Raw genomic sequence first — 26,552 nt, forward strand, 5'->3', positions numbered from 1 at the left:
TCGCGTCCCTGCGGTCGAGGAGCGGGGCGGGGGCGATCAGTCCGCCTCGACCTGCTCGCCCTCCAGTTCCTCGAGCACCTCCAACGGCGACTCCACCTCGCCGCGCCACGCCTCGACGCCCTCGCGCACCGCGAGCGCGGCGACGACGAGCGCCGCGACCGAGTCGGCCCACCACCAGAAGAACAGCGAGTTGAGCAGCAGCCCGACGAGGACCGTGCCCGAGAGGTACACGCAGAGCAGCAGCTGCGTGGCATCCGCCTGCACGCTCTTCGAGCCGAGCTCCCGGCCGGTCCGGAACTCGATCCAGGCGAGGAGCGGCATCACGATGAGGCTCGCGACGGTGATCGCGATGCCGAGCGGGCTGTGCTCGACGCGCTCGACGCCGGTGAGCGCGAGGATCGCGTCGACCGTCACGTACGCCGCGAGGGCGAAGAAGGCGATGCCGATCGCGCGAACGGTCGGCTTCTCCCAGCGCTCGGGGTCGCGCCGCGTGAACTGCCACGCGACGGCAGCGGCGGAGGCCACCTCGACGAACGAGTCGAGGCCGAACCCGATGAGGGCCGCAGAGGATGCCGCGGCGCCGGCCGTGATCGCGATGATGCCCTCGAGCAGGTTGTACCCGATCGTGAACGCGACGATGAGGCGCACGCGGCGATGCAGCACGCGGCGCCGGCTCGCGGTCAAGCGCGGCGCGCTCACTCGGGCGCCATCCCGCAGCACCCGGCGACCGTGCACGCGGGGTCGATGCACGGCGCGTCCTCGTCGACCGCGAGGGTGACCTCGAGGAGCGTCGTGAGCGCTCGGGCGAGGTGCGGGTCGGCGATCTCGTAGCGCGTCTGACGGCCCTCGGGCTCGGGGATCACGATGCCGCAGTCGCGGAGGCACGCGAGGTGGTTCGACACGTTCGGGCGGGTCAGGTCGAGCTCGCGGGCGAGCACCGCCGGGTAGCTCGGGCCGTCGAGCAGGTTCATCAGGATCCGGGATCGGGTCGGGTCGGCCATCGCGCGGCCGAGCCGGTTCATGACGTCGAGGCCGGTCGAAATGGTCAGCATGCGCTGACTATACAGCGACTGCTGACCATTCAGCTCGAGCCGCGGCATCCGTCCTCAGGGCTTCTCGGATGTCTCCGACACCCGCTCGCCGAGCCCGCGCAGCATGCCGCGCGACATGATGAAGTCGGCGGGCACGATGAACAGGTGGGCGCCGGCGGTGAGCCACCACGGCGCGGTGCGTGCGCGCCAGCGGAACACCAGCCGGGTGGCGGCACCGCCGTCGACCGGCGTGAGGCGGAAGCTCCACGTCCAGTGCAGTCGGGCGAGGTCCCGCTCCCGCCAGGACAGCGGCAGGTGCGTCGTCGACTCGAGCACCAGCCGAGCGGATGGCGCGACCTCGCGGACGGTGAACCCGCACATCGTCTCCGGCGGGCCGTCCGGGATCACGTCGCCGACCTCGAGGTCCTGGAACTCCGCATGGATGCGGCCCGCGCTCGGCCAGTTGTCGGGGAACAGCAGCACGTCGACCCAGCGAGGCGTGTACCACCCGCCGCGATGCCATCCGACCTGCACGAGCCACGGCCAGATCCGCTCGGGCGGAGCGGGCAGCGTCGCCGCGTGCGTCGCGACGATCTGCGGGCCGTCGACGAGTTCGTCGCCGGGCATCGACTCGCGCCGCTCCGCCGCCGTCGAGCCGTAGGTGCGGCCCAGCCACTGGAGGGCGGCCGCGGCAGCGGCGAGCGGGATGGACACGGCCAGCGCGACGGTGCGGGCGGAGGGCATGCGAGGAGTCTGGCGACCTCCCTGCCGATCGCGCGGGCCGATGGTCCCGCCGGGAGTGGAAGACTGGCCGGATGACCCGCTCCGACCGCGCGTGGTCCCCTGATCCGAGTCGGCTGTGAATCCTGCGAGCCTGTGAATCGCCGCCGCCGGCTTGCCGCATGACGCTCGCCCTGCAACCGTGGCGCGGATGCAACGACATGAGAGCGACCAGACCATGACCGCGCCCCCCGCCCTCGAGATCGACGGGTGGATGCGCATCGAACTGGACGACGAACTGCTGGCGCACGTCGCGCTCGTCGTATTCTCCAAGCTGCGTCGCAACGAACCCCTGCTCGTCTCCTGGACCGACCGCGTCGGCAGTGCGATGCAGGCGTGGGTCCAGCCGAACTCGACCGTCGTCGCGCGGCACACGCCCGGCGCCGAGTCGCCCATCGATCGTCGACGAGCCGAGCGGATGATGATCGCCGCGAACAGCACGCCGGGCCTTCGGCTCGGTGCGCACGGCGTCGAAGACGAGGCCGCGCCGGTCGCGGCGCGGGAGCCCGTCGCCGTGTGAACGCTGATCCGACGAGGCGCCCCGTGCGTTCGAGCCGGTCGAGGAGGAGGATCACGCCATGAGGGACTCCGCTGCCATCGACCTCGATCGCACGAGCGACCTCCGCACGATGAGGAGCTCCCCGAGGTCCCCGACGTCGTCGTCGACGTGCTCCGCCGGTATCCGCCCGTGGCGGACGGCGGCGGACGGGTCGGCGAGCTGATGCGCCTCCTCGATGCGCGCCTGCGCGGTCCCGCATCGCTGCGAGGCTGACGCGGCGGCACTGGCCGCACCGGATGTTCCACGGCATGATGCGAGTCATGACCGACCCTGCCGGCCCTGCCGACCCCGCGCCGCGCGATCGCGCCGTGCCCAACCTGCCCTCACGCGACCTCGACGCCACCGAGTCGTTCTACGGCGGATTCGGGTTCGAACGAGCCTTCCGCGACGACGGCTGGATGATTCTGCGCCGGGGCGACCTCCAGCTGGAGTTCTTCCCGTTCGCCGACCTCGATCCCGCCGCAAGCGCGTCGCGCTGCACGCTTCGCGTCGCCGACGTCGACGAACTGGCCGCGGCGATCGCCGCTGCCGACGTGCCGGTCCGCGACGCCGGCTTCCCGCGCCTCCATGAGGTGCGCCTGCAGGACTGGGGTCTGCGCGCGGGGCACCTCGTCGACCCGGACGGCAACCTGCTCACCCTGATCGAGGAGCCGCCGGAGTGAGTGCGGCCGCATGCCTGTAGTATCGGGATAGCGCTTTCCTTGATTCGGGTCGTCAGACGGCTCGCGGCGAGCGCCCCACGGATCGACGACGACCACGAGGAGACCGATGCCCGACCTCCGCATCGCCCGCGACGACGACCGCATCATGATCCACGCCGACGGCGAGGTCCTCGCCGAGTACGTCTTCCGCCCCGAGCACCCGACCTACGAGTCGCCGCGGCCCTACGTCAGCCCGATCCGCACCCTCGGCGGCGAGACCGTCACGCTCTACCGCCCGCACGACCACGTCTGGCACAAGGGGATCGCCTGGTCGCTGCCCGTCGTCGGCGACGCGAACTTCTGGGGCGGCCCCACGTTCGTCCGTGGCGAGGGCTACGTGCAGCTGCCGAACAACGGCGAGCAGCGGCATGTCGGCTTCGAGTCGACGGATGCCGCGGCACGCGGTCGCGGCACCGCGCGCTGCGTCGAGCGTCTCGAGTGGATCACCCAGCACGGCGAGCGGATCTTCGACGAGGAGCGCACGCTCGCGGCATCCGTGCTCTCCGATGACGCGTGGATGCTCGGATTCGCGACCCGCATGACGAACCGCACCGACCGTGCCATCCCGATCGGGTCGCCCACGACCCGCGGCCGCGAGAACGCCGGCTACGGCGGCCTCTTCTGGCGCGGACCGCGCTCGTTCACCGGCGGGCAGGTGCTCGCGCCGGGTGTCGCCGGCGGCGACGAGCTGCGCGGCATCCGCTCGCCCTGGATGGGGTTCACCGGCCGGCACGACGAGGCCGACGCCGCCTCGACCGTCGTGATGGTCGACGACCCCGCGAACGTGCAGCACCCGACGCAGTGGTTCGCGCGCAGCGAGGAGTTCGCCTGCCTCTGCCCGGCGCCGTTCTTCAGCGAGGAGCACGTGATCGAGCCGGGCGCGACGATGACCCTCCGGTACGGGGTCGTGATCGCGGATGGCGCAGCCGACCCCGAGCGCGCGGCCGGCCTCGCCGCACTGGCCGCCGAGCGGCTGCCCGACCTGCTCGGGCCTGCGACCGCGACCTCCGGCGGCGCGACCTCGGGTGCCTCGTGACCGCGCCGGAATTCCCCGGCGCGACCTCGGTCAGCGCGCTCGAGGTGTACGACGCCGTCGCGCCCGACGGCCTCGCGGGCGGCACCCCGCACCTGCACACCGTGTCGGCCGAGGCGTACCTCGTGGTCGGCGGCCGCGGTCGCCTCCACACCATCGACGGCGCCGGTGCGTTCGCCGAGCGCCCGCTCGAACCCGGCGACCTCGTCTGGTTCGCGCCCGGCGTGATCCACCGAGCAATCAACGACGGCGGGCTCGACGTGCGCGTCATCATGCAGAACGCCGGCCTCCCCGAGGCGGGCGACGCCGTCATGACCTTCCCCGGCGAGATCCTGGCCGACCCCGTGCGATACGCGGATGCCGCGGCGCTGGTCGGCCCCGAGGCATCCGACGCCGATCGGCTCGCCGCCGCGCACGGCCGCCGCGACCTCGCCGTCGAGGGCTACGTCGCGTTGTTCCGCGAGGACGGCACGGTCGACCCCGATCGGCTCGCGCACCTCCACGGGCGCGCTGCCGCGCTCGTGCGGCCCCGCGTCGCGGAGTGGCGAGGACGCTGGGAGGCGGGAGCACTCGCCGTCGCGCGCGAGACCGGCGACCGCCTCGACGCGCTGGCGGGCGGCTCCGATCCCGGCCTGGCCGAGGCGCGCGTGGCCGAGGCATCCGTCGCCCCCGCATTCGGGATGTGCGGGCGGCTGCGGCGCTACGACACGAACGCCGACACGAACGCCGACGCCGACGTCGAGCTCGTCGACGCACCCATCGAGCCCACCGGAGGAGACCGATGACCACCCCGACCGCCCCGCTCCGTGCCGCGATCGTCGGCACCGGCGCCATCGCTGACGCGCACGTGCAGGCCATCGCCGCGACGCCCGACGCCGAGCTCGTCGCCGTCGTCGACCGCGACCTCGACCGCGCCCGCGCGTTCGCCGAGCGGTCGGGCGGTCCTGCGGTCGCCGACGACCTCGGCGCCCTGCTCGCCGGCGGCGGCATCGACGTGCTGCACATCTGCACCCCGCCCGGCGTGCACGCCGAGCAGGCGATCGCCGCGGTCGACGCCGGCGTGCACGTGATCTGCGAGAAGCCCGCTGCGCTCGCGCTCGATGAGCTCGACGCGATGACGGAGGCCGCACGGCGCAACGACCGGCGCCTGGCCGTGGTGTTCCAGCAGCGCACCGGCACCGCCGCCGCGCACGCGAAGGCGCTGCTCGACTCCGGTGCCCTCGGGCGTCCGCTCGTCGCCACCTGCCAGACGCTCTGGTACCGCGCTCCCGAGTACTTCGCGGTGCCGTGGCGCGGCAAGTGGGCCACCGAGGGCGGCGGGCCCACGCTCGGACTCGGCATCCACCAGATCGACCTCATGGCGTGGCTGCTCGGCGATTGGGCGAGCGTGAACGGACAGCTGTGGCGGCTCGCGCGCGAGACCCAGATGGAGGACGTCTCGACGGCGACCATCGCGTTCGACAACGGCGTCGTGGCCTCCGTCATCACCAGCGCGCTCTCGCCGCGCGAGACCAGCTCGATCCGCATCGACACCGAACTCGCCACGATCACCGTCGACCACCTCTACGGGCACGGGCACGAGCATTGGCGCATCACGCCCGCGCCGGGGGTCGACGAGGAGACCGTCGCCCGCTGGGCGCTGCCCGAGGTCGAGGAGCCGAGCGGCCACGACCCGCTCGTGCGCGACATCTACCGCGCGCTCGTGGCGGGCGAGCCGCTGCCGTCGACGGCCACCGATCCGGCGCGCTCGTTCGAGATCGTGACGGCGATCTACTCCTCGGCCGCGAACGCGCGCACGGTCACGCGCGAAACGCTTCGCGACGACGACGACCGCCTGCGCAGCCTCGAGAGCCCGATCACCGACCTGCGTCGATGAGCGGCCGCGCCGCGGCATCCGTCGCCCCGATCGAGCTGCCCGACGACGACGCCCTCTTCCACGACCCCGTGCACGACGGCGCCACCGATCCGACGGTGATCCGCCATCACGCGACGGGGGAGTGGTGGATGCTGTACACCCAGCGTCGCGCGTCGGTCGACGAGCCCGGCGTCGCGTGGGTGCACGGCAGCCGCATCGGCGTCGCGCGCTCGGCCGACGGCCGGCGCTGGCGGTACGCCGGCACGCTCGACGACCTGCGGCTCGGCGGCGGCCCCGAGTCGGACTGGGCCGAGACGCACTGGGCGCCCGAGGTGATCTTCGACGGGCGCCGGTACCGGATGTACCTCACGGTCATCGACGGCATCCCCGACCGGTGGGAGGGGCTCGCGCGCCGGATCGTCGAGTACGTCAGCGACGACCTCGAGCGCTGGCGCGTCGTCGGCGACATCCCGCTCTCGAGCGATCGCGTGATCGACGCCTGCGTCGCGCGCTGCCCCGACGGCCTCTGGCGCCTCTGGTACAAGGACGAGGCGGATGGCTCGACCACCTGGGTCGCGTCGAGCCCCGACCTCGCGCCGGGGTCCTGGCACGTGGAGAGACGCGCGATCGGCGGCCGGCCGCACGAGGGCCCGAACGTGTTCGAGCTCGGCGGCTGGTGGTGGATGCTCGTCGACGAATGGCGCGGCATGGGCGTGCACCGCTCGCCCGACGCGGTGACGTGGGAGCGGCAGGGCGGGCCCGACGACGTGATCCTCGGCGCACCGGGCCGTCGCCGCGGCGACGAGACGTTCGGACGGCACGGCGACGTCGTGGTCGAGGGCGACCGCGCCGTCTTCTACTACTTCACGCACCCTCACTGGGACGGCTCCGAGCTCGGGTCGACGGATGCCGCGGCCGCGCGCCTGAGCGCGGTGTTCGCCGCACCGCTCGCGGTGGTCGACGGCGTCCTCGTGTGCGACCGCGACGCCCCGGTCGCGCCGCTCGGCGGCTGACCCGGACGCCGCCGCCGGATGCGCGACATCCGTCACGATCGCGTATCGGTTGAAACGATTTTGTGGATTCGATTGACCGATGGGCAGCAAGGGGCTACAGTTTGGGGAAGCGCTTTCCCAGCAGCGCACCCGCACCAGGCAGACAGAGACGTTTTTCCGGGAGGACAACGATGTTCAACATTCGCACGCGTCGCGCGGCACTCGCCGCCGCCGCGGTCACGGCCAGCGCAGCGCTCGTGCTCACGGGCTGCGGCGGGGGCGGCGATTCCGAGCCGGCCGCCACCTACGACCCCGACGAGGAGGTCACGCTCGACTTCGCGTTCTGGGGCAACGACGTCCGCGCCGCGATGTACGACGAGGCGCTCGCCGCGTTCAACGAGGAGTACCCGAACATCACGGTGAACACCTCATTCCTCACCTTCCCCGAGTTCTGGGAGAAGCGTCAGACCGAGGCGGCCGGTGGCGGCCTCCCCGACGTCATGCAGTTCGACTACTCCTACCTCCGCCAGTACTCCGAGAACGGGCTGCTGCTCGACCTCACTCCGTACCTCGGCAACATCATCGACACCGAGCCGCTGAGCGAGAACATCCTCCAGATCGGCGTCGTCGGCGACGAGACCACGGGCATCCCGACCTCGACCAACGCGTGGGGCATGTACACCAACCCCAAGCTGCTCGAGCAGGTCGGCGTCGAGGACTTCGAGGGCGGCGACTGGGAGGACTACAACGCCTGGATGGCCGAGGTCACCGACGCGGCCGCCGCGCAGGGCGTGGAGCTCTGGGGCGGCACCGACTGGACGGGCCGCATCCAGAACTTCGAGATCCAGCAGCGCGCCGCCGGTGAGGACCTGTTCACCGAAGACGGCGAGCCGAACTTCACCGAGGAGGACCTCGCGGCGTTCTGGGAGCAGGGCGACGAGATCCGCACCGACGGCTCCGTCATCGGCCAGCAGCGCCTCGAGGAGGTCTTCCCCCTCTCCGGCTTCGACGCGGCCCTCACCGCGAGCGAACTGACGTGGGACAACTTCGGCGCCGGCTACCTCGGCAACCTCGGCGAGGGCTACACCGAGCTCGGCCTGGTCGCCCCGCCCGTGACCGAGGAGGGTGCGCAGGACCTGTACCTCAAGCCGTCCATGCTGCACTCGATCGCCTCGACGACCGAGCACCCCGAGGCCGCGGCCACGCTCGTGGACTTCCTCGTCAACTCACCCGAGGTCGGCGCCGCGTTCGGCACCAACCGTGGCCTGCCCGCCTCGGAGACCCAGCTCGAGGGCGCTGAGCTCGACCCGCTCGGCGAGCAGATCGCCGCGTACGAGGAGTCCATCGCCGACCGCCTCGGCGACGCCCCGCCCGTGCCGATCGTCGGCTACGGCACCCTCGAGGAGAAGTTCCGCCAGATCGGCCAGGAGCTCGGCTACGGCACCATGACCGTCGACGAGGCCGTGGAGCAGTTCTTCGCCGAGATGGACGTCGTCCTGAACCAGTAGCGGCCATCCGGGTCCGGGCCCCGCACGGCGGCCCGGACCCGGAGTAGCCTCAGGATCGAACCGGGAGAGACACTGTGAGCACCACCCTGACGAGAGCGATCGTCACGGCCGACGAGGGCGCCAAGCGTCCCGGCCGTCGCGGCCCCGATGTCCCCGCTCGTGCGGGCATCAAGGCCCGGAACCGTCGCGAGACGGCGACCGGCTACACCTTCCTCCTGCCGTGGATGATCGGCTTCATCGGCCTCACGCTCGGTCCGATGCTCTACTCGCTGTACCTCGCGTTCACGAAGTACAACCTGTTCACCGAGCCGGAGTGGGTCGGACTCGACAACTTCGTCCGGATGTTCACCGAGGACCCGGTGTACCTGCAGTCGGTGCAGATCACGCTGGTCTACGTGCTGATCGGCACGCCGATCAAGCTGGCCGCCGCGCTGGCCGTGGCGATGATGCTGAACTACCGCGACCGGGGATCGGCGTTCTTCCGCTCCTCGTTCTACGCGCCCTCGCTGATCGGGGCGAGCGTCTCGGTCGCGATCGTGTGGCGCGCGATGTTCTCCACCGACGGTCCGGTCGACAACACCCTCTCGTTCTTCGGCATCGAGCTCGGCGGCTGGGTGGGCAACGTCGCCCTCGTGCTGCCGATGATGATCCTGCTGGCCGTGTGGCAGTTCGGCGCGCCGATGGTGATCTTCCTCGCCGGCCTGAAGCAGGTGCCCAAGGAGCTCTACGAGGCCGCCGAGGTCGACGGCGCGGGCCCGATCCGCAAGTTCCGGTCGGTGACCTTCCCGATGCTCTCCTCGGTGATCTTCTTCAACCTGCTGCTCGAGCTGATCAACGCGTTCCAGGTGTTCGCGTCGGCGTACATCATCTCCAACGGCTCCGGCGGCCCGGCCGGCATGACGAACTTCTACACCGTCTACCTCTACAAGCGCGGCTTCGCCGACCTGCAGATGGGCTACGCCGCTGCGATGGCGTGGGTCCTCGTGATCGTCGTCGCCATCATCGCCGCCATCCTCTTCAAGACCCAGAAGTCGTGGGTGCACTACGCGGGAGAGAACCGATGACCACCTCAACCTCCGAGATCGCCCGCCCCGAGTTCCTCGAGGTCGAGCTCCAGGGCGCGCCCACCGGCCGCCGCCGGGTCAAGCGCAAGACGGTCAACACGATCATCTGGTTCGTGGCGCTGCTGCTGCTGACCGCGATCGTGCTCTACCCGCTGGTCTGGCTCACGTTCGCCACGTTCAAGCCCTCGAGCGAGTTCGGCCAGAACCCGGGCCTGCTGCCCGACCAGCCCACGATCGACAACTACTTCAAGGTCCTCGAGGGCATCGGCGGCGTGCCGCTGTGGCGGTTCTTCGCGAACTCGCTGATCATCGCGATCGCCGCCGTGGTCGGCACCGTGGCCTCCTCCGCGCTGGCCGCGTACGCGTTCGCCCGGGTGCAGTTCAAGGGCGTCGGGATCCTCTTCGCCGCGATGATCGGCACGCTGCTGCTGCCGTTCCACGTCGTGATCATCCCGCAGTACATCATGTTCCAGAAGCTCGAACTGGTCGACACGTACTGGCCGCTGATCCTGCCGAAGTTCCTCGCGACCGAGGCGTTCTTCGTGTTCCTGATCGTGCAGTTCATCCGCAACATCCCGCGCGACATGGACGAGGCGGCCAAGATCGACGGCGCCGGCCACTTCCGGATCTTCACCGCGATCATCCTGCCGCTGATCAAGCCCGCCCTGATCACCAGCGCGATCTTCACGTTCATCTGGACCTGGAACGACTTCCTCGGCCCGCTGCTCTACGTGAACTCACCAGAGCTCTACCCGCTGCCGATCGCGCTGCGCCTCTACAACGACCAGACCTCCTCGTCCGACTACGGCGCGACCGTCGCGGTCTCGTTCCTGGCGCTCCTGCCGATCCTGATCTTCTTCATCGTGTTCCAGCGCTTCCTCGTCGACGGCGTCGCCACGCAGGGCCTGAAGGGCTAGGGCGAGCGGATGTCACGGGCGAGCGAGCGCGCGGCGCGTCACGCCGAGCGGTCGGGCAGCGGCCCGGTCCGCTCGGGCGCGGCGCCCGCCCGCTTCCCGGGCGCGACGAGCGCCTTCGGGCTGCTCGGCGAGGTGCTCCTCATCGGCGTGCTGGTCGCGCTCGTGTCGATCCCGGTCGTGACGCTGCCCGCGGGGCTCGCGGCGGGAGTCCGGCACCTGCGCCGGTTCCTCAAGGCGGAGTCGTCGTCGATGGGGCAGTTCTGGGCGGATGTCCGGGCGGCTCTCGTCGGCGGCCTCGGCATCGGATTCGGCGCGCTCGTGCTCGTGCTCGTGCTGCTGCTCGACATCGACCTCGCGAGCAGCGGCGTGCTGCCCGGCGGCCCGGTGGTCGCGGCGGTCGGATGGCTCGGACTCGCAGGGCTCGCGCTCGCGCTGTTCACGGCGGTGGGGCTCTGGACGCCCGGTCACGGCTGGCTCGGTGCCATCCGCTCGGTTCCGGCCGCGGTCGCCGCCGACCCGATCGGCGCCGCGTACCTCGTCGCGACGGCCGTGTTCGCGTCGGTCGTGACGTGGCAGCTGCTCCCGCTCGTCGTGCCCGCACTCGGCTGCGTCGCGCTCGCGATCGTCGCGGTGCCCGAGCGGCCGCGCCGCGGTCGCGGGCATGCCGACGACGGCCGCGCCGACGACGGTCGCGCGAGCTCCGCCCACGACCGCCAGGCGTGAACGCGTCGGGCCGGCCGCTCCCGCAGTGGGCGCGGGGCGCGACGTCGCGCCGTGGCTCACCGGGACCAGGCCGCACACGGTCGGGCGATCGATGCTCGCCGACGGCGAGATCGAGGCGACGGATGCCGCGTGGTGGCGCGCGTGGGCCGTGCCGGGCGGGACGCCGCCGGCGAGCCTCGGGGTCGATGCGATCAGAGGATGGCGCGCCAGACCGTCGAGCGCCGGCCGACGAGCCGGTCGAGCGAGCCGAGCGGCCCGTCGTGGGCCCGGCGGCGGGCCGCCGCGGCCTCCGGCAGGTGGACCTCGCTGTCGGGGTGCAGCGGCAGGATGCGCAGCGCGACCTCGGAGTCGGCGCCGACCCCGGCCGCGTCGAGGTCGACGAACCAGGGCGTGCCGTCCCAGAAGCGGTCGTCGACGGTGCGTCCGTCGACCTCGAGGGTCGCGACGTCGCCGGCCCACTCCACGACGAGCGTGCGCATGACGCCGTCGGCCGGGCCGCCGCACCCCGTGAGCGGGATCCGGACGGCGAGCCGCTCGAGGTCGTCGGCCGAGGGCGCGGCGCGGCGCGCGGGCGTGCCGCCGAACACGGCGCGGGCGCGGCCGGGCTCCCACCGGGGGGCGGCGGCCGCCCGCACCGGCAGCGGAGGGGTCTCATCGCCCGTGAGCGGCACGGACTCGAACATGCCCACCGCGGGGTCGTAGCGGCGCACGTCGGGCGTTCGGCCGGCCCGCGCGGCGAGCGCGTCGCCGTCGATCCACAGCGGGGAACGCGAGCGCAGCAGCATCCGCTCGCCGGCCGAGCCCTCGAGCACCCACACGTCGGGCGCCCACGCGGCCGGGAGAAGGAGCACGTCGAGCGCGGCGACGCCGTCGCGGACGCGGTGGACCGTCTCCTCGGTGCCGCGCGCTTCGAGGAGCACCGCCTCGGTGGCGGCCGCCGTGCGAACCGCGACCGTCGCGTGGACACCCGGCTCGGCGAGGAGCACGAGCGTCGGCACCTCGCCCTCCAGCACCGTCAGCGCCGACGCGGTCGCCCAGTCGATGACCGCGCCGCCGAGCGCGAGGCCGAGCGGCCAGCGTGCGACCGTGCCGGGCGGGATCGTCAGGGGCGGCCGGTCGGCGGATGGCACGAGCACGGGCCCCGACGCGAGCGCGACCTCGAACCGCACCCTCTCCGCCGGCCGCACCTGCTCGACGGCCTGGTGGTGCCCGATGAAGAGGAACCCCGCGTCGCCCTCGGAGCGGACGGCCCAGCGGAGGGTGTCGCGATCGTCGTCGCCCCGCGGCATCCGCTCGGGAAGCCGCGAGGCCATGGGTGCGAGGCGCTCGCCGAAGGCGGCCAGGAACGCGTGCTGGGTCCGGAGCGAGGCGTGGCTCGGCGCGAGCTCGCCGGCGGCGCCGATCGGCGCGTGGAAGTCGTAGTCGAAGCGCGGCAGGTCGTTGGGGTAGCCGGTCGCGAGCGACTCCTGGAGGCCGTCGGCCGGGTTCAGGCCGCCGGCGTACATGTAGTAGCCCTGCCAGTTCGAGCCCGAGCCGAGCTTCGCGTTCGCGACGGCGGCGAGGTCGAGCGCGCTCGGCAGCGGGCGCCGGTGGTAGGCCGACGCCATGCCGCCGCCGAGCTCGCACGTCGCGACCGGGAAGTCGGGGGAGGCCGCGGCGCGGGCGCGCGCCGGCGCGCCGTCAGCCTCGGCCGGCGTGCCACGCAGGTCGGCCCCGATGCCCGGGTCGTCCCAGTCGTGCGAGAAGCGGAAGTGCGCGCGGAAGCTCGACGGCCACGGCACGTGGGCGTCGACCCAGAACCCGTCGGCGTACCCGCCGAACACGGGCATCACGACGTCGGGCGGCAGGTCGGCGCCGTCCCACGCGGTCGCGGTCCAGATCGGCGCCGCCAGGCCCGCGTCGCGGGCGAGCCCGACGAGCGTCGCGAGATGCCGGGGCTGGTCGATGAGCTCGTTCTCGACCTGGATGCCGATGATCGGGGAGTCCGGCCCGCACAGCGGTGCGAGCTCGCGACTGATCGCGGCGAACCATCCGCGCACCAGTTCGAGATACGCCGGGTCGTCGGTGCGATGGGCGACGGATGCCGCGGCGACCCAGTCGGGGAATCCGCCGTTGCGCACCTCCCCGTGGCACCACGGACCGATGCGCACGACGACGTCGAGCCCGACCTCGGCCGCGACTCGCACGAACGCCGCGACGTCGAGGCCGTCGTCGAAGCGGAGGTCGCCGCGCTCGCGCTCGTGGTGGATCCAGATCGCGTAGGTCGACACGACCGTCACGCCGCCCGACCGCATGAGCTGCAGTCTCTCGCGCCAGGCGGTGCGCGGCACGCGGGAGTAGTGCAGCTCGCCCGACACGGGGATCGCGGGCCGGCCTTCGAGCTCGACGTACCGGTTCGTCAGGGCCAGGCGGTCGTGGCGGTCGCGGTCGTTCGACATGGCGGGGCGGGCGAGCGGCACGCGCTGCTCCGCGGGGGCGAGGCGCAGCGGCATCCGCTCGTTCATGCGTCCGATCCTGCCCCGACCAGCGCCGTCATGCGCTGCTGCCACTCGAGGTCGGCCCACATCGGATGGTGCGGCGCCGCGTTCGAGCAGGCGACCACGCCCCACACCCCGTGCGCGAGCGCCGTGCGGATGCCGTGCTCGGCGAGCTCGAGCCCGAACCCGGTCTCCTCGAAGCGGCCGTCGCGCGGCGTGTAGCCGACCCATCCCTCGCCGATCGCGGCGGGCACGCCGCGCCATCGCGCCCACTCGGCGACCGCGACGACCCTCGACTCGACCTCGCGGAGCATCACCTCGCGGTACGGGTCGAGGTGCGCGTCGAGCCAGGCATCCCACTTCGCGGGGTCGATCCAGTCGTACCCGTAGAGCATCTGGTCGGTGATCACGGTCGCCTCCAGCTTCCAGTGGGCGGGGCGGCCGCACTCGGCGAAGGATGGCGCGTCCGTGCGCAGCAGCGCCCGCAGCTCGGCGTTGGGGAAACCCTCGGTGCCCTCCGAGCGGATGTCGATGCGCCGCTGGAGCGCGTCGAGCACGCCGTACGAGTAGACGTGGAACTGGGCGACCCCGAGCGCCGGCGACACGCGGTGCATCGCCAGGTGCGGCGGCTTGCCGTAGCTCGCGGTGACGAGCTGCGCCGGATGCCGCTCGCGCAGCCAGGCGATGGCGGCCTCGCCGCCCTGCTCGATCGGCGGCAGCATCGAGAAGTCGACCTCGTTGTGCAGCTCGGTGAACGCGATGGCGTCGGCGAGGCCGGCGTGCTCGAGCTCGGTGAGGATCCGGTCGAACGCCTCGGCGAGCACGCGGTGCCGCTCGCCGAGCGGCACCGCGTCGATCGCGCGGAACCACGCGGCGTCGGCCGCGAACGACGGCGACTGCTGGTACTCCCAGCTCGCGAGGATCACGACGACGCCGTGCCGCTTCGCGGCCTCGACCAGCTCGAACAGGCGCGCACGCACATCGAGGCGGTAGCCGCCAGGGGCGTCGTACCAGCGCGTGCGTTCGCCGTAGTACCCGCCGGTCGGCGCCGCGCCGAGGCCCTCGACCTCGAGGTCGCGCGCGAGCGCGTCGAGCCCGAGTTCGGGCCCGCCGGCGACGAGCAGCGGCGCGGCGCAGATCCGGATCGCGTCGTACCCGCGCTCGACCGTCTCGGCCATGGCGCGGTCGAGGTCCTCGTAGGGCTCGCCTGATCCGGCCCGGGTGACCCACGAGAAGTCCCACAGGCAGATGGCGAGTCGTTCCGGCAGGTGCTCGGGCACCGGACCGGTGAGGCTCGGGTCGGGTGCGCCGCCGAGCGGGGTACCGAGGTAGCGGACGGTTCCGTCGCTCATGCCGTCACCATCGCGGCGTCGCGTCGCCCCGCCGCGGCGTGCTCGCGCAGCCGTGCGGCCAGCGCGTGGCGCCGCTCGGCGGTGTCGACGGAGAACAGCAGGAGCTCGGGCAGCGAGGTGGCGAAGTAGTCGACCCGGTCGGATGCCGCGTCGAGCTCGTCCGCACGTGCCCCGAGGGCGGTCCAGACTCGTTCGGCTGCCGCCGGATCGCCGAGGCGCAGGTGTGCCGCGCCGATCCACGCGTCGCGCTCGTCGACCGTGCGCTCGCCGACGGCGAGCGGACCGCCGCCGATCGCACGCCGCCACGCGGCCTCAGCGGCAGCGCGGTCGCCGAGCGCGTCCTCCGCGTCGCCGAGCAGGACGTGTCGTTCCGCGCCGGGCTCGGCCGGGTGCCGTCCCTCGCCGAGATGCTCCGGCACGCGGATGCCCCGGCGAAGCAGGTCGGCGGCCGCTCGCGCGTCACCGCGCTCGAGCAGGTCGCGCGCCACGGCGGCGCTCGCACGATCGAACACCCGGATCACCTGCCCCTCGCCGCCCTCGAACGGCTGGAACTCGCGCCCGTCGAGGAACGCGAGCGCGTCGCCGGCGCGTCCGACGTCGACGAGCAGGTTCGCGTACGAGATCGCGAGGTCGTCGCGGACGAGCGCCTCAGGGCCGGCGGTGACGATCGCCGAGATCCGCGCCTCCGCCGCGACCCCGCGGATCGCCGCGAGCTGGTCGCGCTCGAAGACCAGGCGCGCGTCGGCGGGGCTCAGCTCGAGCGCGACGCGGTAGCGCCGGTCGGCCTCGTCGAGGTCGCCGCCCGAGTTCACGAGCGCGACGGCGGCGTTCCGCCACGCGACGGGGTCGGCGATGGGGTCGGTGCCCCCTCCGATCGCGGCGTCGAGCGCCGCGAGGGCGTCGGCGGTGCGGCCGGCGTCGAGCAGCCAGCAGCCGAGGTACGCGCGGGCGCGGGCGTCGGCGGGGTCGGCGTCGAGGGCGGACTCGAGCGCGCCCAGGTCGTCGAGCCCGTGCGGGAATGCGAGCCGGGGGTCGGCGGCGCGGGCGCCCTTCCGGGCGCGGGACGCGTCATCCGCTCGGCCGATCTCGTCGAGGAATCCCGCGAGCGCGTAGGCGGCGAGCGGTGCGGGGTTGCCGAACGGGCCGGGGCCCGTCGCCGCGGCCCGCTCGGCGAGCCCGATGCCGCGCGCGCGGTCGCCCAGGCGGAACAGCTCGTGCGCCATGGTGAGGAGCGTACGCGGGTCGATCGGATCGAGGTCGTCGGAGAGCGCGGCGAGCAGCGGGTCGAGGGGGTCGGCCGAGCGCGCCGCGGCCAGGTCCCGATCCGCGGCCTGGTCGCGGCCCAGCGCGCGGAGAGCGACGACGCGGCTCGCGACGGCCGCCGTGCTGGACGCATCCGCCCGAAGCGCGGTCTCCGCGAATGCGAGCGAGAGCTCTGCGTCGCCCGTGGCGAGCGCGAGGCGCGCTCGGCCCAGCGCGGCCGGCAGCACCAGCCGGCCATCCCACGCGGCCTTCCCGAACGCGTCGGCCGCGGCATCCGCCCGCCCGAGTCGCTCGAGCACGAGCGCACGGAGCAGGTGCGCATCGCCGTGCTCGGGGTTGAGGTTGCGCCGCGTCAGGCGCTCGAGCGCCCGGTCGACGTGATCGAGGGCGGCGTCGAGCTCGCCGCGCGCGAACGCGAGCCGCGCGAGCTGCACGCGGGCGCGCGAGTCGCCGGGGTCACGGCGGATCGCCTCGGCGAAGTACGGCTCGGGGGAGCGCGTCGGGTGGCGGTACTGCACGAGGTGCAGCCCGGTGAGCACGAGCTCGTCGGTGCCCGCGATCTCGTCGGGGGCGGGCGGTTCGGTCGCGACCCACGGCTCGCCCGCGCCGACCGCGTGAGCGCGCCAGGCGACGAGCATGCGGGCGTCGGCGACCACGTCGACCTCGAGGTCGTCTCGGCGGGCGGGCACGCCATCCGATTCGACCTTCTCGACGGTGACGACGAACGGCTCACCCGGCGCGATCCGGACCGTCCAGTCGCCGAGCACCGCGCCGTCGTCGCGGCGCCGGAGCACGACCTGCACGGCATCGTGCTCGGCCGTGGTCGCGACGCCGAGGCGCGCGAACGGTCCATCCGCCCGGAGGCCGATCGCCGCGTCGAGGGTCGCCTGCACCGCCGGGCCGATGTCCTGGATCGGATACCAGGACTGGCGGAAGCGCCGGGTCTCGCCGGGCGCGAGCCAGCTGAAGTCGGGCTGGTTGTCGGTGAAGACGCCGGCCATGAGCTCGACGTACGGGCCGTCGCCGTCGGTGAGGTGCCGGTCCCAGGCGTGGCCGACCTCGCCGTCGCCCCACGTCCACTGCTTCTTGCCGGGTGAGATCGCGCGGTCGGCCCAGTGCACGAACCCGGCGCCCGCGTCGTGGTCGTATCCGCCGAAGAAGTCGTCGGCGGTGTCGGTGATCATGTACGAGGTCGGCACGGGGATGTTCGAGTACACGTCGATGCGGTCGGCGCCGGGCCGCTCGGCGGCGAGCGCCGGGTAGTCGACGCCGTAGTACGGCCGGTCGGCGGCCGGGAACGCGGTGATCGCGCGCCGGGCGTGGTCGGCGACGTACCGTACGTCGGTCGGGAAGAACGACTGGTAGCGCTCGTGCGACCGCGCCGCGACGTTCGCCCACCACAGGAACGTCTGCGGCACGTCGGTGCGGTTCACGAGCGAGGCCTCGAGCTCGATCAGCGCCGAGTCGCCGCGCAGCCGGATGCCATGCGTGCCGCGCATGCGCTGCAGGGGATCGAGGTCGGAGTGCCAGACGACGACCTCGCCGTCGGAGGCGCGGTCGATGCGGGTCTCGACAGGGAGGAAGGTCGCAGGCCGGTGGTGCTGCGGCCAGTTGAACTCGACGCCGCCCGACACCCACGGGCCGGCCAGCCCCACGAGCGCGGGTTTGATGACGTTGTTGCGGTAGAAGAAGTCGTAATCGCGGGTCTTGTCGTACCCGATGTGGATGCGGCCGCCGAGCTCGGGCAGCAGCACGAGACGCACCCACCGGTTCTCGAGGTGGATCGCGCGCCAGGCGCGAGGCCGAGCCTCGGCCTCGATGCGGTCGGTGAACGGGATCGGGTACACGCGCCCGCTCGAACCCTGGTACACGCGCCGGTCGAGGAATAGCGGGTAGCGGTCGGGCTCGGCCGGCTCGTACGTGTCGATGACGAGCGGCTCCTCCCAGCATGCGACCCCGCCCGCGTCGAGACGGGCGCGCTCGGCGGGCGGCGGGTCGGGCAGCTGGATGCGACGGTGCAGGGAACTCACGCGATCGAGCGTACGCGCGGGCCTGTGCGTCGCCCATGGGCGATCGCGGCACCGGCATGGACGTTCCGATGATGGCGCGCGCCGCGACATCCGCTCGCCGCCTCGCCTCGCGATGGGAAGATGGACGGATGGAACGCAGGGAGGGGTTCGAGCGCCAACGGCTCTGCGTCGTGCCGCGCCCGCTCGTCGAGCAGGCGCTCGCGCGGCCCGTCACGCGGCGGCTCACGGTCACCGACGCGGGGCTGTTCCCCGCGGCCGAGGAGCACCTGCGGCGGCGACCCCGCGGCGCGGCCGAGGCCATCGTGATCGTGTGCGTCGACGGCGGCGGATGGATCGAGCTCGCCGGCGCGCGCACACGCGTCGCCGCCGGAACCGCCGCCCTGATCCCCGCCGGCGCGCCGCACGCGTACGGCGCCGACGCCGACCGGCCGTGGACCATCTGGTGGTGCCACCTGCGCGGCAGCGACCTCGGCGACCTCTGGGAGGCGGTCGGCGCGTCGATCGAGCGGCCGATCGTCTCGCTCCGCGCCGTCGACCGCGTGACGGCGCTCCTCGACGAGATCGTCTCGGGGCTCGAGCGCGACCAGTCGCCCGCGCGGCTGCTCGCGACCGCCGGCATCGCCTGGCGCCTGATGACGCAGCTCGCCGTCGACCGCCGCCTGCCCGAGCAGGGCGAGCCGCTCGAACGCGCGATGCGCTACCTCGAGGAGCGCGTCGACGGCACCATCCGCGTCGGCGAGCTCGCCCGCCTCGTCGGCGTCTCGGCGTCGCACCTCGGCGCGCTGTTCCGCGAAGCCACCGGGGGCGGGGTGCTGGCGCACCACACGGCGCTCAAGATGGCGCGCGCCCGCGGCCTGCTCGACACGACCCACCTCAACGTCGCGGAGGTCGCGCGCGAGGTCGGCTACGCCGACCAGTTCTACTTCTCACGCCAGTTCAGCCGCATGCACGGGCTCAGCCCGACGGCGTACCGCGAGCAGCGCAAGGGGTGAGGGCGAGGATGGCGCGGGCGCGCCATCCGCTCGGTTGTTCAGGACGAATCGGCGACGCGCCGAGCTTGGGGGCGTGCTCCGGCGGCGTGTCGCGCGGGACCTCCTGAACAGGGGATCGGGGCGGGCCCGAGAACGCGGGGAATCGCGGCTGTTGACGCTCTACAACGATGCACGCTACAGTTCGGGAAGCGCTTTCCCCGAACCCCAGGGCGCGACAACCCGACGACGACGACGGAGGACAGATGTTCACGAGGAACGGCAGGCGGCGCATGCTCGCCGCAGCGGCGATCACGGGGGCAGCGGCCCTCGCGCTCACCGGGTGCGCGAGCGGCGGCGGCAGCGAGGCATCCGGGTACGACCCCGAGGAGGAGGTGACGCTCAACTTCACCTGGTGGGGCAACGACGACCGCGCGCAGCGCTACCAGCAGCTCATCGACGCGTTCGAGGCCGAGCACCCGAACATCACGATCGACGGCACCTTCACCGACTTCCCCTCGTACTGGGAGAAGCGCAAGACCGAGGCGGCCGGCGGCGGCCTGCCCGACGTGTGGCAGTTCTCCGACTCGTACCTCCGCGAGTACGCCGAGCCGGGCCTGCTGCTCGACCTCGAGCAGGTCGGCGAGTACGTCGACTTCGACGCGTTCGACGACGGCCTCAAGCAGACCGGCCAGCTCGAGGGCACGCAGTACTCGCTGCCGACCGGCTACAGCGCGTGGGCGATCTTCCTCAACGACGCCCTGATCGAGCAGGCCGGCGTCGAGCCCTACGAGGGCGGCACCTCGTACGAGGAGTACACCGAGTGGATGGCGTCGGTCACCGAGGCCACGGGCGGCGCGGTCTACGGCGGCACCGACGTCACCCAGCGCATCCAGACCTTCGAGAACGTGCTGCGCGCCCAGGGCGAGAACCTCTACACCGAGGACGGCGAGCTCGGCTTCACCGAGGACCAGCTGCGCGACTTCTGGGAGTCCGGTGCCGACGCCCGCGACGGGGTCACCATCCCGCAGCAGAAGCTCGAGGAGATCTCGCCGATCTCTGGCTTCGGCGCCAACCTCACCGCGAGCGAGGGCAGCTGGTCGAACTTCCTCGGCGGCTACCTCGCCGACTCGGGCGCCGCGTCGATCACGATGGTCGCACCCCCGACCGACGAGCCCGACGGCCAGGACCTCTACCGCCAGGCCGGCCTGCAGGTCGCGATCTCGGCCGACACCGAGCACCCCGAGGCCGCCGCGATGTGGCTCGACTTCGTCGTCAATAGCGAGGAGGCCGGCGAGATCTTCGGCACCACGCTCGGCTTCCCGGCCTCCGAGACGAAGCTCGCGGGCGCGACCCTCGAGGGTGCCGACGCGCAGGTCGCCGATTACCTCGAGTCGGTCGCCGATCGGCTCGGCGACGCCCCGCCTGTTCCGGTCGTCGGCTACGGCTCGCTCGAGCAGACCTTCTGGGACCTCGGCAAGTCGATCGGCCTCGGCGCGATCACGGTGGATGACGCGGTGGACCAGTTCTTCACCGAGGCGGGCGTGATCCTCGGCTGACCCCGACCCCGTGCGGCACGGACCCCGGTTCGTGCTGCGCTCGAGTGGGCGATCTTGGCGGCATCCGTCCCGGATGCGCCGCCAAGATCGCCCACTCGGCACGTTCCCATGACCAGCGTTTCCGTTCGTCCCGAGTGTTCCGGGTCGGATGGTGCGACTCGCGACGAACGGAAACGCTCGCGAACCTGCGACGACGGAGGAGAACCCCGTGCACTACGGCGCCGACTACAACCCCGAGCAGTGGCCCGAGGAGGTCTGGCCCGAGGATGTCGCGCGCATGCGCGAGGCGGGGGTCACGATGGTGAGCCTCGGCATCTTCTCGTGGTCGCGCATCCAGCCGCGTGAGGGCGAGTTCGACTTCGGATGGCTCGACCGGGTGATCGACCTGCTCCACGAGGGCGGCATCGCGGTCGACCTCGCGACCGCGACCGCGTCGCCGCCGCCGTGGGCGACCGCAGCATACCCCGAGATGCTGCCGCAGGACGAGGACGGTGCCACCTACTGGCCCGGCAGCCGGCAGCAGTTCGCGCCATCCTCGCCGGTGTACCGGCGCCTCGCCGCTGAACTCGTCACCGCCCTCGCCGAGCGGTACGCGAACCACCCCGCGGTCGTGATGTGGCACGTGAACAACGAGTACGGCTGCCACCTGAACGCCGACTACTCGGATGCCGCGCGCGACGCGTTCCGGCGCTGGCTCGCCGATCGCTACGGCGACGTCCAGGCGCTGAACGAGGCGTGGGGCACCGACTTCTGGTCGCAGCGGTACGGCTCGTTCGACGAGGTGTTCCCGCCGCGCAAGGCGCCGTACTCGCGCAATCCCGGGCAGGAGCTCGACTTCCGCCGCTTCACGAGCGACATGCTGCTCGAGTGTCACCTGATGGAGCGCGAGATCATCCGCGCCGCGGGCGCGACGCAGCCGATCACGACCAACTTCATGGGCGCGTTCAAGCCCGCGGACTACGCCCGATGGGCCGAGCACGTCGACGTCGTCAGCGACGACTGCTACCCCGACCCGAACGATCCGGAGTCGTTCCGGGCGGCCGCGTTCCAGCGCGACCTGATCCGATCGCTGAAGCCCGAGGTGCCGTGGATCCTCATGGAGCAGGCGACGAACGCGCTGAACTGGCGGCCGGCGAACGCGCCGAAGGCGCCGGGGCAGATGGCGGCGCTCAGCGCGCAGGCCGTGGGGCGCGGGGCCGACGGCATCCTGTTCTTCCAGTGGCGGCAGTCGCGGGCGGGCGCCGAGAAGTTCCACTCGGCGATGCTGCCGCACGCGGGCACCGACACGCGCACCTGGCGCGAGGTGGTCGCCCTCGGCGCCGACCTCGCGGCGCTGCCCGAGCTGCCCGCCGGCGATGCGACCGCCCGCGACGCCCGGGTCGCGCTCGTCTTCGACTGGGAGAACTGGTGGGCCGTCGAGGCCTCCGACCACCCGCAGAACGCGCTCGACTACCTCGCGGTCGTGCAGCGCTGGTACCGCGCGCTGCACCGTCGGCACGTGCAGGTCGACATCGTGCCGGCCGCGCGCGCGGGCGAGGGCTACGACGTCGCCATCGCGCCGCTGCTGTACCTCGTGCGCGAGACGGATGCCGCGGCGCTGACCTCGTTCGTCGAGGGCGGCGGGCAGCTGCTCGCCGGACCGTTCGCCGACGTGGTCGACGAGTGCGACCGGTTCCGCGACGGCGGGTTCGCGACCCAGCTCGGCCCACTCTGCGGCATCCGGATCGAGGACTTCGGAGCGCTCGTCGCGCCCGATGCCGCGCCCGGCGCGCCGGGGGAGCGGGAGGCGCCCTTCGCGGGCGAGGCCGGGCTCGCGGGCATCGGCACGCTCCTGGCCGAGGAACTGCACGTGGTCGCCGACGACGCCCGCGTCGAGGCCTCGTTCACCGCGGGCCGTCGCGCGGGCGACCCCGCCCTGACCGTTCGTGCGGTCGGCGCCGGGACGGCCCGCTACCTCGCGACGATCCCCGACGAGCGCGGCGTGCAGTCCGTCGTCGATCGGCTCCTCGCGGCGACCGGGGTGGAGCCGGTCGTCGCGGGGCTTCCCGAGCACGTCGAGGCCGCCCGCCGCGGACGACTGCTCACCATGGTCAACCACGGCGGCCCAGCGACATCCGTCGACGTCGCCGGCACCGATGCCGTGACCGGCGCGCGAGTCGACCGCGTCGAGCTCGCCGCGTACGACTGGGCCATGGTGCTCACCGAGTGAGCGACGTACGATTCAGCCGACCGAGGAGGTTCCGATGCGCGCGATCATCCTGAGTGGGGGCGGGCGGTACGCCGACCCGTGGCATCCGTATGCCGAGACGAGCGCGCGGCTGGCCGAGCTCGTGGCCGAGGCCGGGTTCGACGTCGAGGTCCGCGACGACGTGGATGCCGCGCTCGCGACGCTCGGCGACGACGTCGCGCTGCTCGTGGTGAACGCGGGCGATCCCGACGGGCCGGTTCCCGACGGCGTCGAGGTCGACGCCGGCGCCGGCGATCGCGTCGACGATGCCGCGTTCGAGACGGCGATCGACCGCGGCATCGGCATCCTTGCGATGCATTCGGCCGCGTCGAGCCTGCGCGACTACGGCGCGTACGGTCTCGCCGTCGGCGGGGGCTGGGAACCAGATGTCTCGTGGCATCCGCCGCTCGGCGAGGCGCGCGTGCACGTCGTCGGCAACCATCCCGTGCGCGAGGGGCTCGATGACTTCACGGTCGAGGACGAGCGCTACACCGCGCTGCGCCTGTACGACGTGATCGAACCCATCGGCGAGCACGAGGAGGGCGGGGTGCGCCATCCGTTCATCTGGGCTCGCGAGTTCGGGCGCTCGCGGCTCGTGTACGACGCGCTCGGGCACGACGCCCGGTCGTACGACTCGGCGGGGCACCGCGCGCTGATCGCGCGGGCGATCGAGTGGCTGTCGCACGTGCCGGCGCCCACGGCGGCCGGCTCAGGCGGGGCGGGCGGCACGTGAGCCGTCGCGTCATCCTCGCGCCCGACTCGTTCAAGGGCACCGCGACCGCCGCCGAGGCCGCCGACGCGCTCGCGCGCGGCTGGCGGTCGGTCGCGCCGTCCGACGTCATCGTCGAGAAGCCCATGGCCGACGGCGGCGAGGGCACGCTCGACGCGTTCGCCACGGCCGTGCCGGGCGCCGAGCGCGTGCCCGTCACCGTGCAGGGCCCCGACGATCGCCCGGTGGATGCCGCGTGGCTGCGCCTGCCCGATGGCTCGGCGGTCGTCGAGCTCGCGTCGACGAGCGGCATCACGCTGCTCGACCCGCTCCGCCCGCTCGACGCGCACTCGTACGGCTTCGGGAAGGCGATCGTCGCCGCGCTCGACGCGGGCGCGACCCGGCTGCTGCTCGCGCTCGGCGGCAGCTCGTCGACCGATGGCGGCCTGGGCGCGCTCGCCGCGCTCGGCGGCGTCTTCCTCGACGCGCAACGCCGCCCGGTGCGGCTCGGCAATCGCGGCGTGGGTGCGCTGGCCCGGGTCGACCTGTCGGGCCTGCGGCCCCTGCCGGCGGATGGCGCGCTCATCCTCTCCGACGTCACGAATCCGCTCCTCGGCCCGTTCGGCGCCGCCGCGATCTTCGGCCCGCAGAAGGGGGCGACGCCCGAGCTCGTCGAGGCGATGGACCAGAACCTCGCGCGGCTGGTGCGCGCGGTGCCCGGTGGCGCCGGGCTGTGCGAGGAGCCGGGTGCCGGAGCCGCCGGCGGCGCCGGATTCGGCCTGCTGGCGTGGGGCGCGCAGATGGCCGGCGGCTCCGGTGCGGTCGCCGACGCGATCGGCCTCTCGGAGGCGCTGCGCGGCGCCGACCTCGTCGTGACGGGCGAGGGCCGGTTCGACGGCCAGTCCGCCGCCGGCAAGGTGCCGAGCGAGGTGGCCGCTCGGGCCGCGGCGTGGGGCGTGCCCGTCGCGCTCGTCGCCGGAGTCATCGACGCGGATGCGTCCGCCTTCGCGGCATCCGCCTCGCTCACCGACCTCGCGGGCAGCAGCGCCGCCGCGATGGCCGACCCGCTGCGCTGGCTCGAGGCGGCGGGCGCCGCCCTCGCCGCCGGCGGCGAGGGAGGCTGAACTCGCCGAGTGTTCCCGTTCGGCGCGAGCGCGGCCGATGAACGGGGCGCGCTCGCGCCGAACGGAAACATTCGGGCGACCCGGGCTACGCGCCCCGGTCGCCCGTGGCGGATGCGGCCGCAGCCGCGCGCGCCGCGTACTGCTCGCGGATCACCGGGCGGGTGTCGGGCGCGAGCTCGTCGGCGACGTCGACCGGCCAGGTCGGCCGCGAACCCGTGAGCGCCCACGCGGCCTGGCGAGCGGCGCCATCCGCCACGTACTCACCGGGCGCGGGCACCACGATCGGCACGTCGAACACCTGCGCGGCGATGCGCCGCACGGCAGGGTTCTGCGCGGCCCCGCCGATGAGCAGGATGCGTCGCGCCTCGACGCCCTGCGACCGCACCGCGTCGAGCCCGTCGGAGAGTCCGCAGAGCAGGCCCTCGACCGCGGCGCGTGCGAGGTTGGCGCGGGTCGTGTTCGCGAGGGTGAGGCCGGCGAGGGACGCCGTGGCGTCCGGCAGGTTGGGGGTGCGCTCGCCCGCGAAGTACGGCACGAGCACGGCACCGGATGCCCCGGGGTCGGCCTCGAGCGCGAGCCGCCCGAGTTCGTCGTGGTCGACGCCGAGCAGGCGCGCGACCACGTCGAGCACCTGGGCCGCGTTGAGCGTCGCGATGAGCGGCAGCCACGCGCCGGTCGCGTCGGCGAACCCGGCGACCGTGCCCGAGGCGTCGGCGACGGGGGAGTCGGTCACGGCGAACACCGTGCCGCTCGTGCCGATCGAGACGACGACGTCACCGGGGCGCGCGTCGAGCCCGAGCGCGGCACCCGCGTTGTCGCCCGCGCCCGCGCCGACGAGCGCGCCCGCGGGCGTGTGGCCCGCGGCATCCGTCGGCGCCAGCACCCGGGGCAGCAGGGCGTCGTGCCCGAGCGCGCGCACGAGCAGGTCGCGGTCGTACCCATCGGCGCCCCAGTACGCGGTGCCCGACGCGTCCGACCGGTCGGTCGTGAGCTCGTCGAGCACCGGGCCGCGCGGAGCGTCCGCGGCCTCCGCCGGGCCGTAGCCGCGCAGCCGCCACGACAGCCAGTCGTGAGGGAGCGCCACGGCCGCGACGCGCGCCGCGGCATCCGGCTCGGCATCGCGCAGCCAGCGCAGCTTCGTCGCCGTGAACGAGGCGACGGGCACGACGCCCGTGCGCTCGGCGTACGCGGGCGCGCCGACCTCGGCGATCAGCTCGCGCGCGGCACCGGCCGAGCGGGTGTCGTTCCAGAGCAGGGCGGGGCGGATGACGCGACCCGCGTCGTCGAGCACGACCATGCCGTGCTGCTGCCCGGCGACCGCGACGGCGGCGACGTCGTCGAGCCCGCCGGCGTCGGCGATCGCCGCCCGGAGGGCGTCCCACCACGCGGCGGGATCCACCTCCGTGCCGTCGGGGTGGGCGGCGCGGCCCGAGCGCACGAGCGCGCCCGTCGCGACATCCCGGATCACGACCTTGCACGACTGCGTCGACGAGTCGACGCCGGCGACGAGCGTCATGCGGTCCTCCTGGTGAGGGTCATGGGTCGAGTGTTGCCGTTCGCGCCGAGTGATGCCGCTGGAACGGCAACACTCGCGTCGAACGGCAACATTCGGTGGGGTGGGGTGGGGTGGGGTGGGGTGGGGCGGGGCGGGGCTGGCTGGGGTGACTGCGGGGTGCCGGC

General features: G+C 73.3%; 22 protein-coding genes. 15 read left to right on the plus strand and 7 right to left on the minus strand.

The features are described 5' to 3' along the window. Nucleotides 1–36: 36 nt before the first annotated feature. Genes AC3RKB_RS10730 through AC3RKB_RS10740 form a run of 3 tightly spaced genes read right to left on the minus strand, consistent with a single transcriptional unit; the run spans nt 37 to nt 1,775 of the window. On the minus strand, nt 37–699 hold the full coding sequence (locus AC3RKB_RS10730; protein WP_491436134.1) for a cation efflux transmembrane domain-containing protein: 663 nt from the start codon (nt 697–699) through the stop codon (nt 37–39). Continuing rightward, nucleotides 696–1,052, minus strand: a complete 357-nt coding sequence (gene cmtR, locus AC3RKB_RS10735; protein ID WP_491436135.1) for a Cd(II)/Pb(II)-sensing metalloregulatory transcriptional regulator CmtR — start codon at nt 1,050–1,052, stop codon at nt 696–698. The genes AC3RKB_RS10730 and cmtR overlap by 4 nt, the downstream gene beginning before the upstream one ends. A gap of 54 nt (nt 1,053–1,106) precedes the next feature. Further along, nucleotides 1,107–1,775, minus strand: a complete 669-nt coding sequence (locus tag AC3RKB_RS10740) for an SRPBCC family protein (protein WP_491436136.1) — start codon at nt 1,773–1,775, stop codon at nt 1,107–1,109. Between the two features lie 187 nt (nt 1,776–1,962). Here AC3RKB_RS10740 and AC3RKB_RS10745 point away from each other — a divergent pair, with 187 nt between their 5' ends. The 10 genes from AC3RKB_RS10745 to AC3RKB_RS10790 all read left to right on the plus strand — a co-directional run bounded on the left by AC3RKB_RS10745 (nt 1,963) and on the right by AC3RKB_RS10790 (nt 11,163). Beyond that, complete coding sequence (locus tag AC3RKB_RS10745) at nt 1,963–2,331, plus strand: DUF7882 family protein (protein WP_491436137.1); 369 nt, start codon at nt 1,963–1,965, stop codon at nt 2,329–2,331. Between the two features lie 299 nt (nt 2,332–2,630). Continuing rightward, nucleotides 2,631–3,032 (plus strand): bleomycin resistance protein, encoded by a 402-nt coding sequence (locus AC3RKB_RS10750; protein WP_491436138.1) that lies wholly within the window; start codon nt 2,631–2,633, stop codon nt 3,030–3,032. A 106-nt stretch (nt 3,033–3,138) separates the two neighbouring features. Then, complete coding sequence (locus tag AC3RKB_RS10755; RefSeq protein WP_491436139.1) at nt 3,139–4,107, plus strand: DUF6807 domain-containing protein; 969 nt, start codon at nt 3,139–3,141, stop codon at nt 4,105–4,107. After that, complete coding sequence (locus AC3RKB_RS10760) at nt 4,104–4,889, plus strand: cupin domain-containing protein (protein ID WP_491436140.1); 786 nt, start codon at nt 4,104–4,106, stop codon at nt 4,887–4,889. The genes AC3RKB_RS10755 and AC3RKB_RS10760 overlap by 4 nt, the downstream gene beginning before the upstream one ends. Further along, nucleotides 4,886–5,980 carry a Gfo/Idh/MocA family protein gene (locus AC3RKB_RS10765; RefSeq protein ID WP_491436141.1) on the plus strand — a complete coding sequence of 365 codons (1,095 nt, stop codon included), beginning with the start codon at nt 4,886–4,888 and terminating at the stop codon, nt 5,978–5,980. Before AC3RKB_RS10760 ends, AC3RKB_RS10765 begins: the two co-directional genes overlap by 4 nt. Then, the gene (locus tag AC3RKB_RS10770; protein ID WP_491436142.1) at nt 5,977–6,972 is read left to right on the plus strand and encodes a family 43 glycosylhydrolase; all 996 of its coding nucleotides are present in this window, start codon (nt 5,977–5,979) and stop codon (nt 6,970–6,972) included. The genes AC3RKB_RS10765 and AC3RKB_RS10770 overlap by 4 nt, the downstream gene beginning before the upstream one ends. 170 nt (nt 6,973–7,142) lie before the next feature. Beyond that, nucleotides 7,143–8,459, plus strand: a complete 1,317-nt coding sequence (locus AC3RKB_RS10775) for an ABC transporter substrate-binding protein (RefSeq protein ID WP_491436143.1) — start codon at nt 7,143–7,145, stop codon at nt 8,457–8,459. Between the two features lie 74 nt (nt 8,460–8,533). Then, nucleotides 8,534–9,523: a carbohydrate ABC transporter permease gene (locus tag AC3RKB_RS10780; protein ID WP_491436144.1), complete on the plus strand. Its 990-nt coding sequence runs from the start codon at nt 8,534–8,536 to the stop codon at nt 9,521–9,523. Next, nucleotides 9,520–10,440 carry a carbohydrate ABC transporter permease gene (locus AC3RKB_RS10785; RefSeq protein ID WP_491436145.1) on the plus strand — a complete coding sequence of 307 codons (921 nt, stop codon included), beginning with the start codon at nt 9,520–9,522 and terminating at the stop codon, nt 10,438–10,440. The genes AC3RKB_RS10780 and AC3RKB_RS10785 overlap by 4 nt, the downstream gene beginning before the upstream one ends. 9 nt (nt 10,441–10,449) lie before the next feature. After that, on the plus strand, nt 10,450–11,163 hold the full coding sequence (locus AC3RKB_RS10790; RefSeq protein WP_491436146.1) for a hypothetical protein: 714 nt from the start codon (nt 10,450–10,452) through the stop codon (nt 11,161–11,163). Nucleotides 11,164–11,354: 191 nt separating this feature from the next. Here the strand turns inward: AC3RKB_RS10790 and AC3RKB_RS10795 are convergent, their stop codons facing one another. The 3 genes from AC3RKB_RS10795 to AC3RKB_RS10805 are packed head-to-tail and all read right to left on the minus strand — an operon-like array spanning nt 11,355 to nt 18,285. After that, entirely contained in the window at nt 11,355–13,667 is a 2,313-nt protein-coding gene (locus AC3RKB_RS10795; protein WP_491436147.1) for a beta-galactosidase, read from the minus strand. Next, a complete protein-coding gene (locus AC3RKB_RS10800; protein WP_491436148.1) occupies nt 13,664–14,992 on the minus strand; it encodes a cellulase-like family protein in 1,329 nt (442 codons plus the stop codon). Before AC3RKB_RS10800 ends, AC3RKB_RS10795 begins: the two co-directional genes overlap by 4 nt. Then, on the minus strand, nt 14,989–18,285 hold the full coding sequence (locus tag AC3RKB_RS10805; RefSeq protein ID WP_491436149.1) for a DUF5107 domain-containing protein: 3,297 nt from the start codon (nt 18,283–18,285) through the stop codon (nt 14,989–14,991). The genes AC3RKB_RS10800 and AC3RKB_RS10805 overlap by 4 nt, the downstream gene beginning before the upstream one ends. 128 nt (nt 18,286–18,413) lie before the next feature. Between AC3RKB_RS10805 and AC3RKB_RS10810 the strand changes: the two genes are divergently transcribed. From AC3RKB_RS10810 to AC3RKB_RS10830, 5 genes are all read left to right on the plus strand, one after another. Then, the gene (locus tag AC3RKB_RS10810; RefSeq protein ID WP_491436150.1) at nt 18,414–19,277 is read left to right on the plus strand and encodes a helix-turn-helix domain-containing protein; all 864 of its coding nucleotides are present in this window, start codon (nt 18,414–18,416) and stop codon (nt 19,275–19,277) included. A 242-nt stretch (nt 19,278–19,519) separates the two neighbouring features. Next, nucleotides 19,520–20,812, plus strand: a complete 1,293-nt coding sequence (locus AC3RKB_RS10815) for an ABC transporter substrate-binding protein (RefSeq protein WP_491436151.1) — start codon at nt 19,520–19,522, stop codon at nt 20,810–20,812. A gap of 208 nt (nt 20,813–21,020) precedes the next feature. Next, nucleotides 21,021–23,021, plus strand: coding sequence for a beta-galactosidase (locus AC3RKB_RS10820; RefSeq protein ID WP_491436152.1), 2,001 nt, complete (start codon nt 21,021–21,023; stop codon nt 23,019–23,021). Between the two features lie 34 nt (nt 23,022–23,055). Further along, nucleotides 23,056–23,772, plus strand: a complete 717-nt coding sequence (locus AC3RKB_RS10825) for a ThuA domain-containing protein (protein ID WP_491436153.1) — start codon at nt 23,056–23,058, stop codon at nt 23,770–23,772. Then, the gene (locus AC3RKB_RS10830; RefSeq protein WP_491436154.1) at nt 23,769–24,872 is read left to right on the plus strand and encodes a glycerate kinase; all 1,104 of its coding nucleotides are present in this window, start codon (nt 23,769–23,771) and stop codon (nt 24,870–24,872) included. The genes AC3RKB_RS10825 and AC3RKB_RS10830 overlap by 4 nt, the downstream gene beginning before the upstream one ends. Nucleotides 24,873–24,957: 85 nt before the next feature. On the opposite strand, the gene xylB is transcribed toward AC3RKB_RS10830, so the two are convergent. After that, nucleotides 24,958–26,388, minus strand: a complete 1,431-nt coding sequence (gene xylB, locus AC3RKB_RS10835; RefSeq protein WP_491436155.1) for a xylulokinase — start codon at nt 26,386–26,388, stop codon at nt 24,958–24,960. Nucleotides 26,389–26,552: the final 164 nt, after the last annotated feature.

The organism is Agromyces capsici, from assembly GCF_058349965.1.

What these genes read in the sequence shown, in the direction of transcription:
- cmtR (WP_491436135.1), bottom strand. Translation starts at nt 1,052, where the DNA reads ATGCTGACCATTTCGACCGGCCTCGACGTCATGAACCGGCTCGGCCGC.
- AC3RKB_RS10740 (WP_491436136.1), bottom strand. Translation starts at nt 1,775, where the DNA reads ATGCCCTCCGCCCGCACCGTCGCGCTGGCCGTGTCCATCCCGCTCGCC.
- AC3RKB_RS10745 (WP_491436137.1), top strand. Translation starts at nt 1,963, where the DNA reads ATGCAACGACATGAGAGCGACCAGACCATGACCGCGCCCCCCGCCCTC.
- AC3RKB_RS10750 (WP_491436138.1), top strand. Translation starts at nt 2,631, where the DNA reads ATGACCGACCCTGCCGGCCCTGCCGACCCCGCGCCGCGCGATCGCGCC.
- AC3RKB_RS10755 (WP_491436139.1), top strand. Translation starts at nt 3,139, where the DNA reads ATGCCCGACCTCCGCATCGCCCGCGACGACGACCGCATCATGATCCAC.
- AC3RKB_RS10765 (WP_491436141.1), top strand. Translation starts at nt 4,886, where the DNA reads ATGACCACCCCGACCGCCCCGCTCCGTGCCGCGATCGTCGGCACCGGC.
- AC3RKB_RS10770 (WP_491436142.1), top strand. Translation starts at nt 5,977, where the DNA reads ATGAGCGGCCGCGCCGCGGCATCCGTCGCCCCGATCGAGCTGCCCGAC.
- AC3RKB_RS10775 (WP_491436143.1), top strand. Translation starts at nt 7,143, where the DNA reads ATGTTCAACATTCGCACGCGTCGCGCGGCACTCGCCGCCGCCGCGGTC.
- AC3RKB_RS10785 (WP_491436145.1), top strand. Translation starts at nt 9,520, where the DNA reads ATGACCACCTCAACCTCCGAGATCGCCCGCCCCGAGTTCCTCGAGGTC.
- AC3RKB_RS10790 (WP_491436146.1), top strand. Translation starts at nt 10,450, where the DNA reads ATGTCACGGGCGAGCGAGCGCGCGGCGCGTCACGCCGAGCGGTCGGGC.
- AC3RKB_RS10795 (WP_491436147.1), bottom strand. Translation starts at nt 13,667, where the DNA reads ATGAACGAGCGGATGCCGCTGCGCCTCGCCCCCGCGGAGCAGCGCGTG.
- AC3RKB_RS10800 (WP_491436148.1), bottom strand. Translation starts at nt 14,992, where the DNA reads ATGAGCGACGGAACCGTCCGCTACCTCGGTACCCCGCTCGGCGGCGCA.
- AC3RKB_RS10810 (WP_491436150.1), top strand. Translation starts at nt 18,414, where the DNA reads ATGGAACGCAGGGAGGGGTTCGAGCGCCAACGGCTCTGCGTCGTGCCG.
- AC3RKB_RS10815 (WP_491436151.1), top strand. Translation starts at nt 19,520, where the DNA reads ATGTTCACGAGGAACGGCAGGCGGCGCATGCTCGCCGCAGCGGCGATC.
- AC3RKB_RS10825 (WP_491436153.1), top strand. Translation starts at nt 23,056, where the DNA reads ATGCGCGCGATCATCCTGAGTGGGGGCGGGCGGTACGCCGACCCGTGG.
- xylB (WP_491436155.1), bottom strand. Translation starts at nt 26,388, where the DNA reads ATGACGCTCGTCGCCGGCGTCGACTCGTCGACGCAGTCGTGCAAGGTC.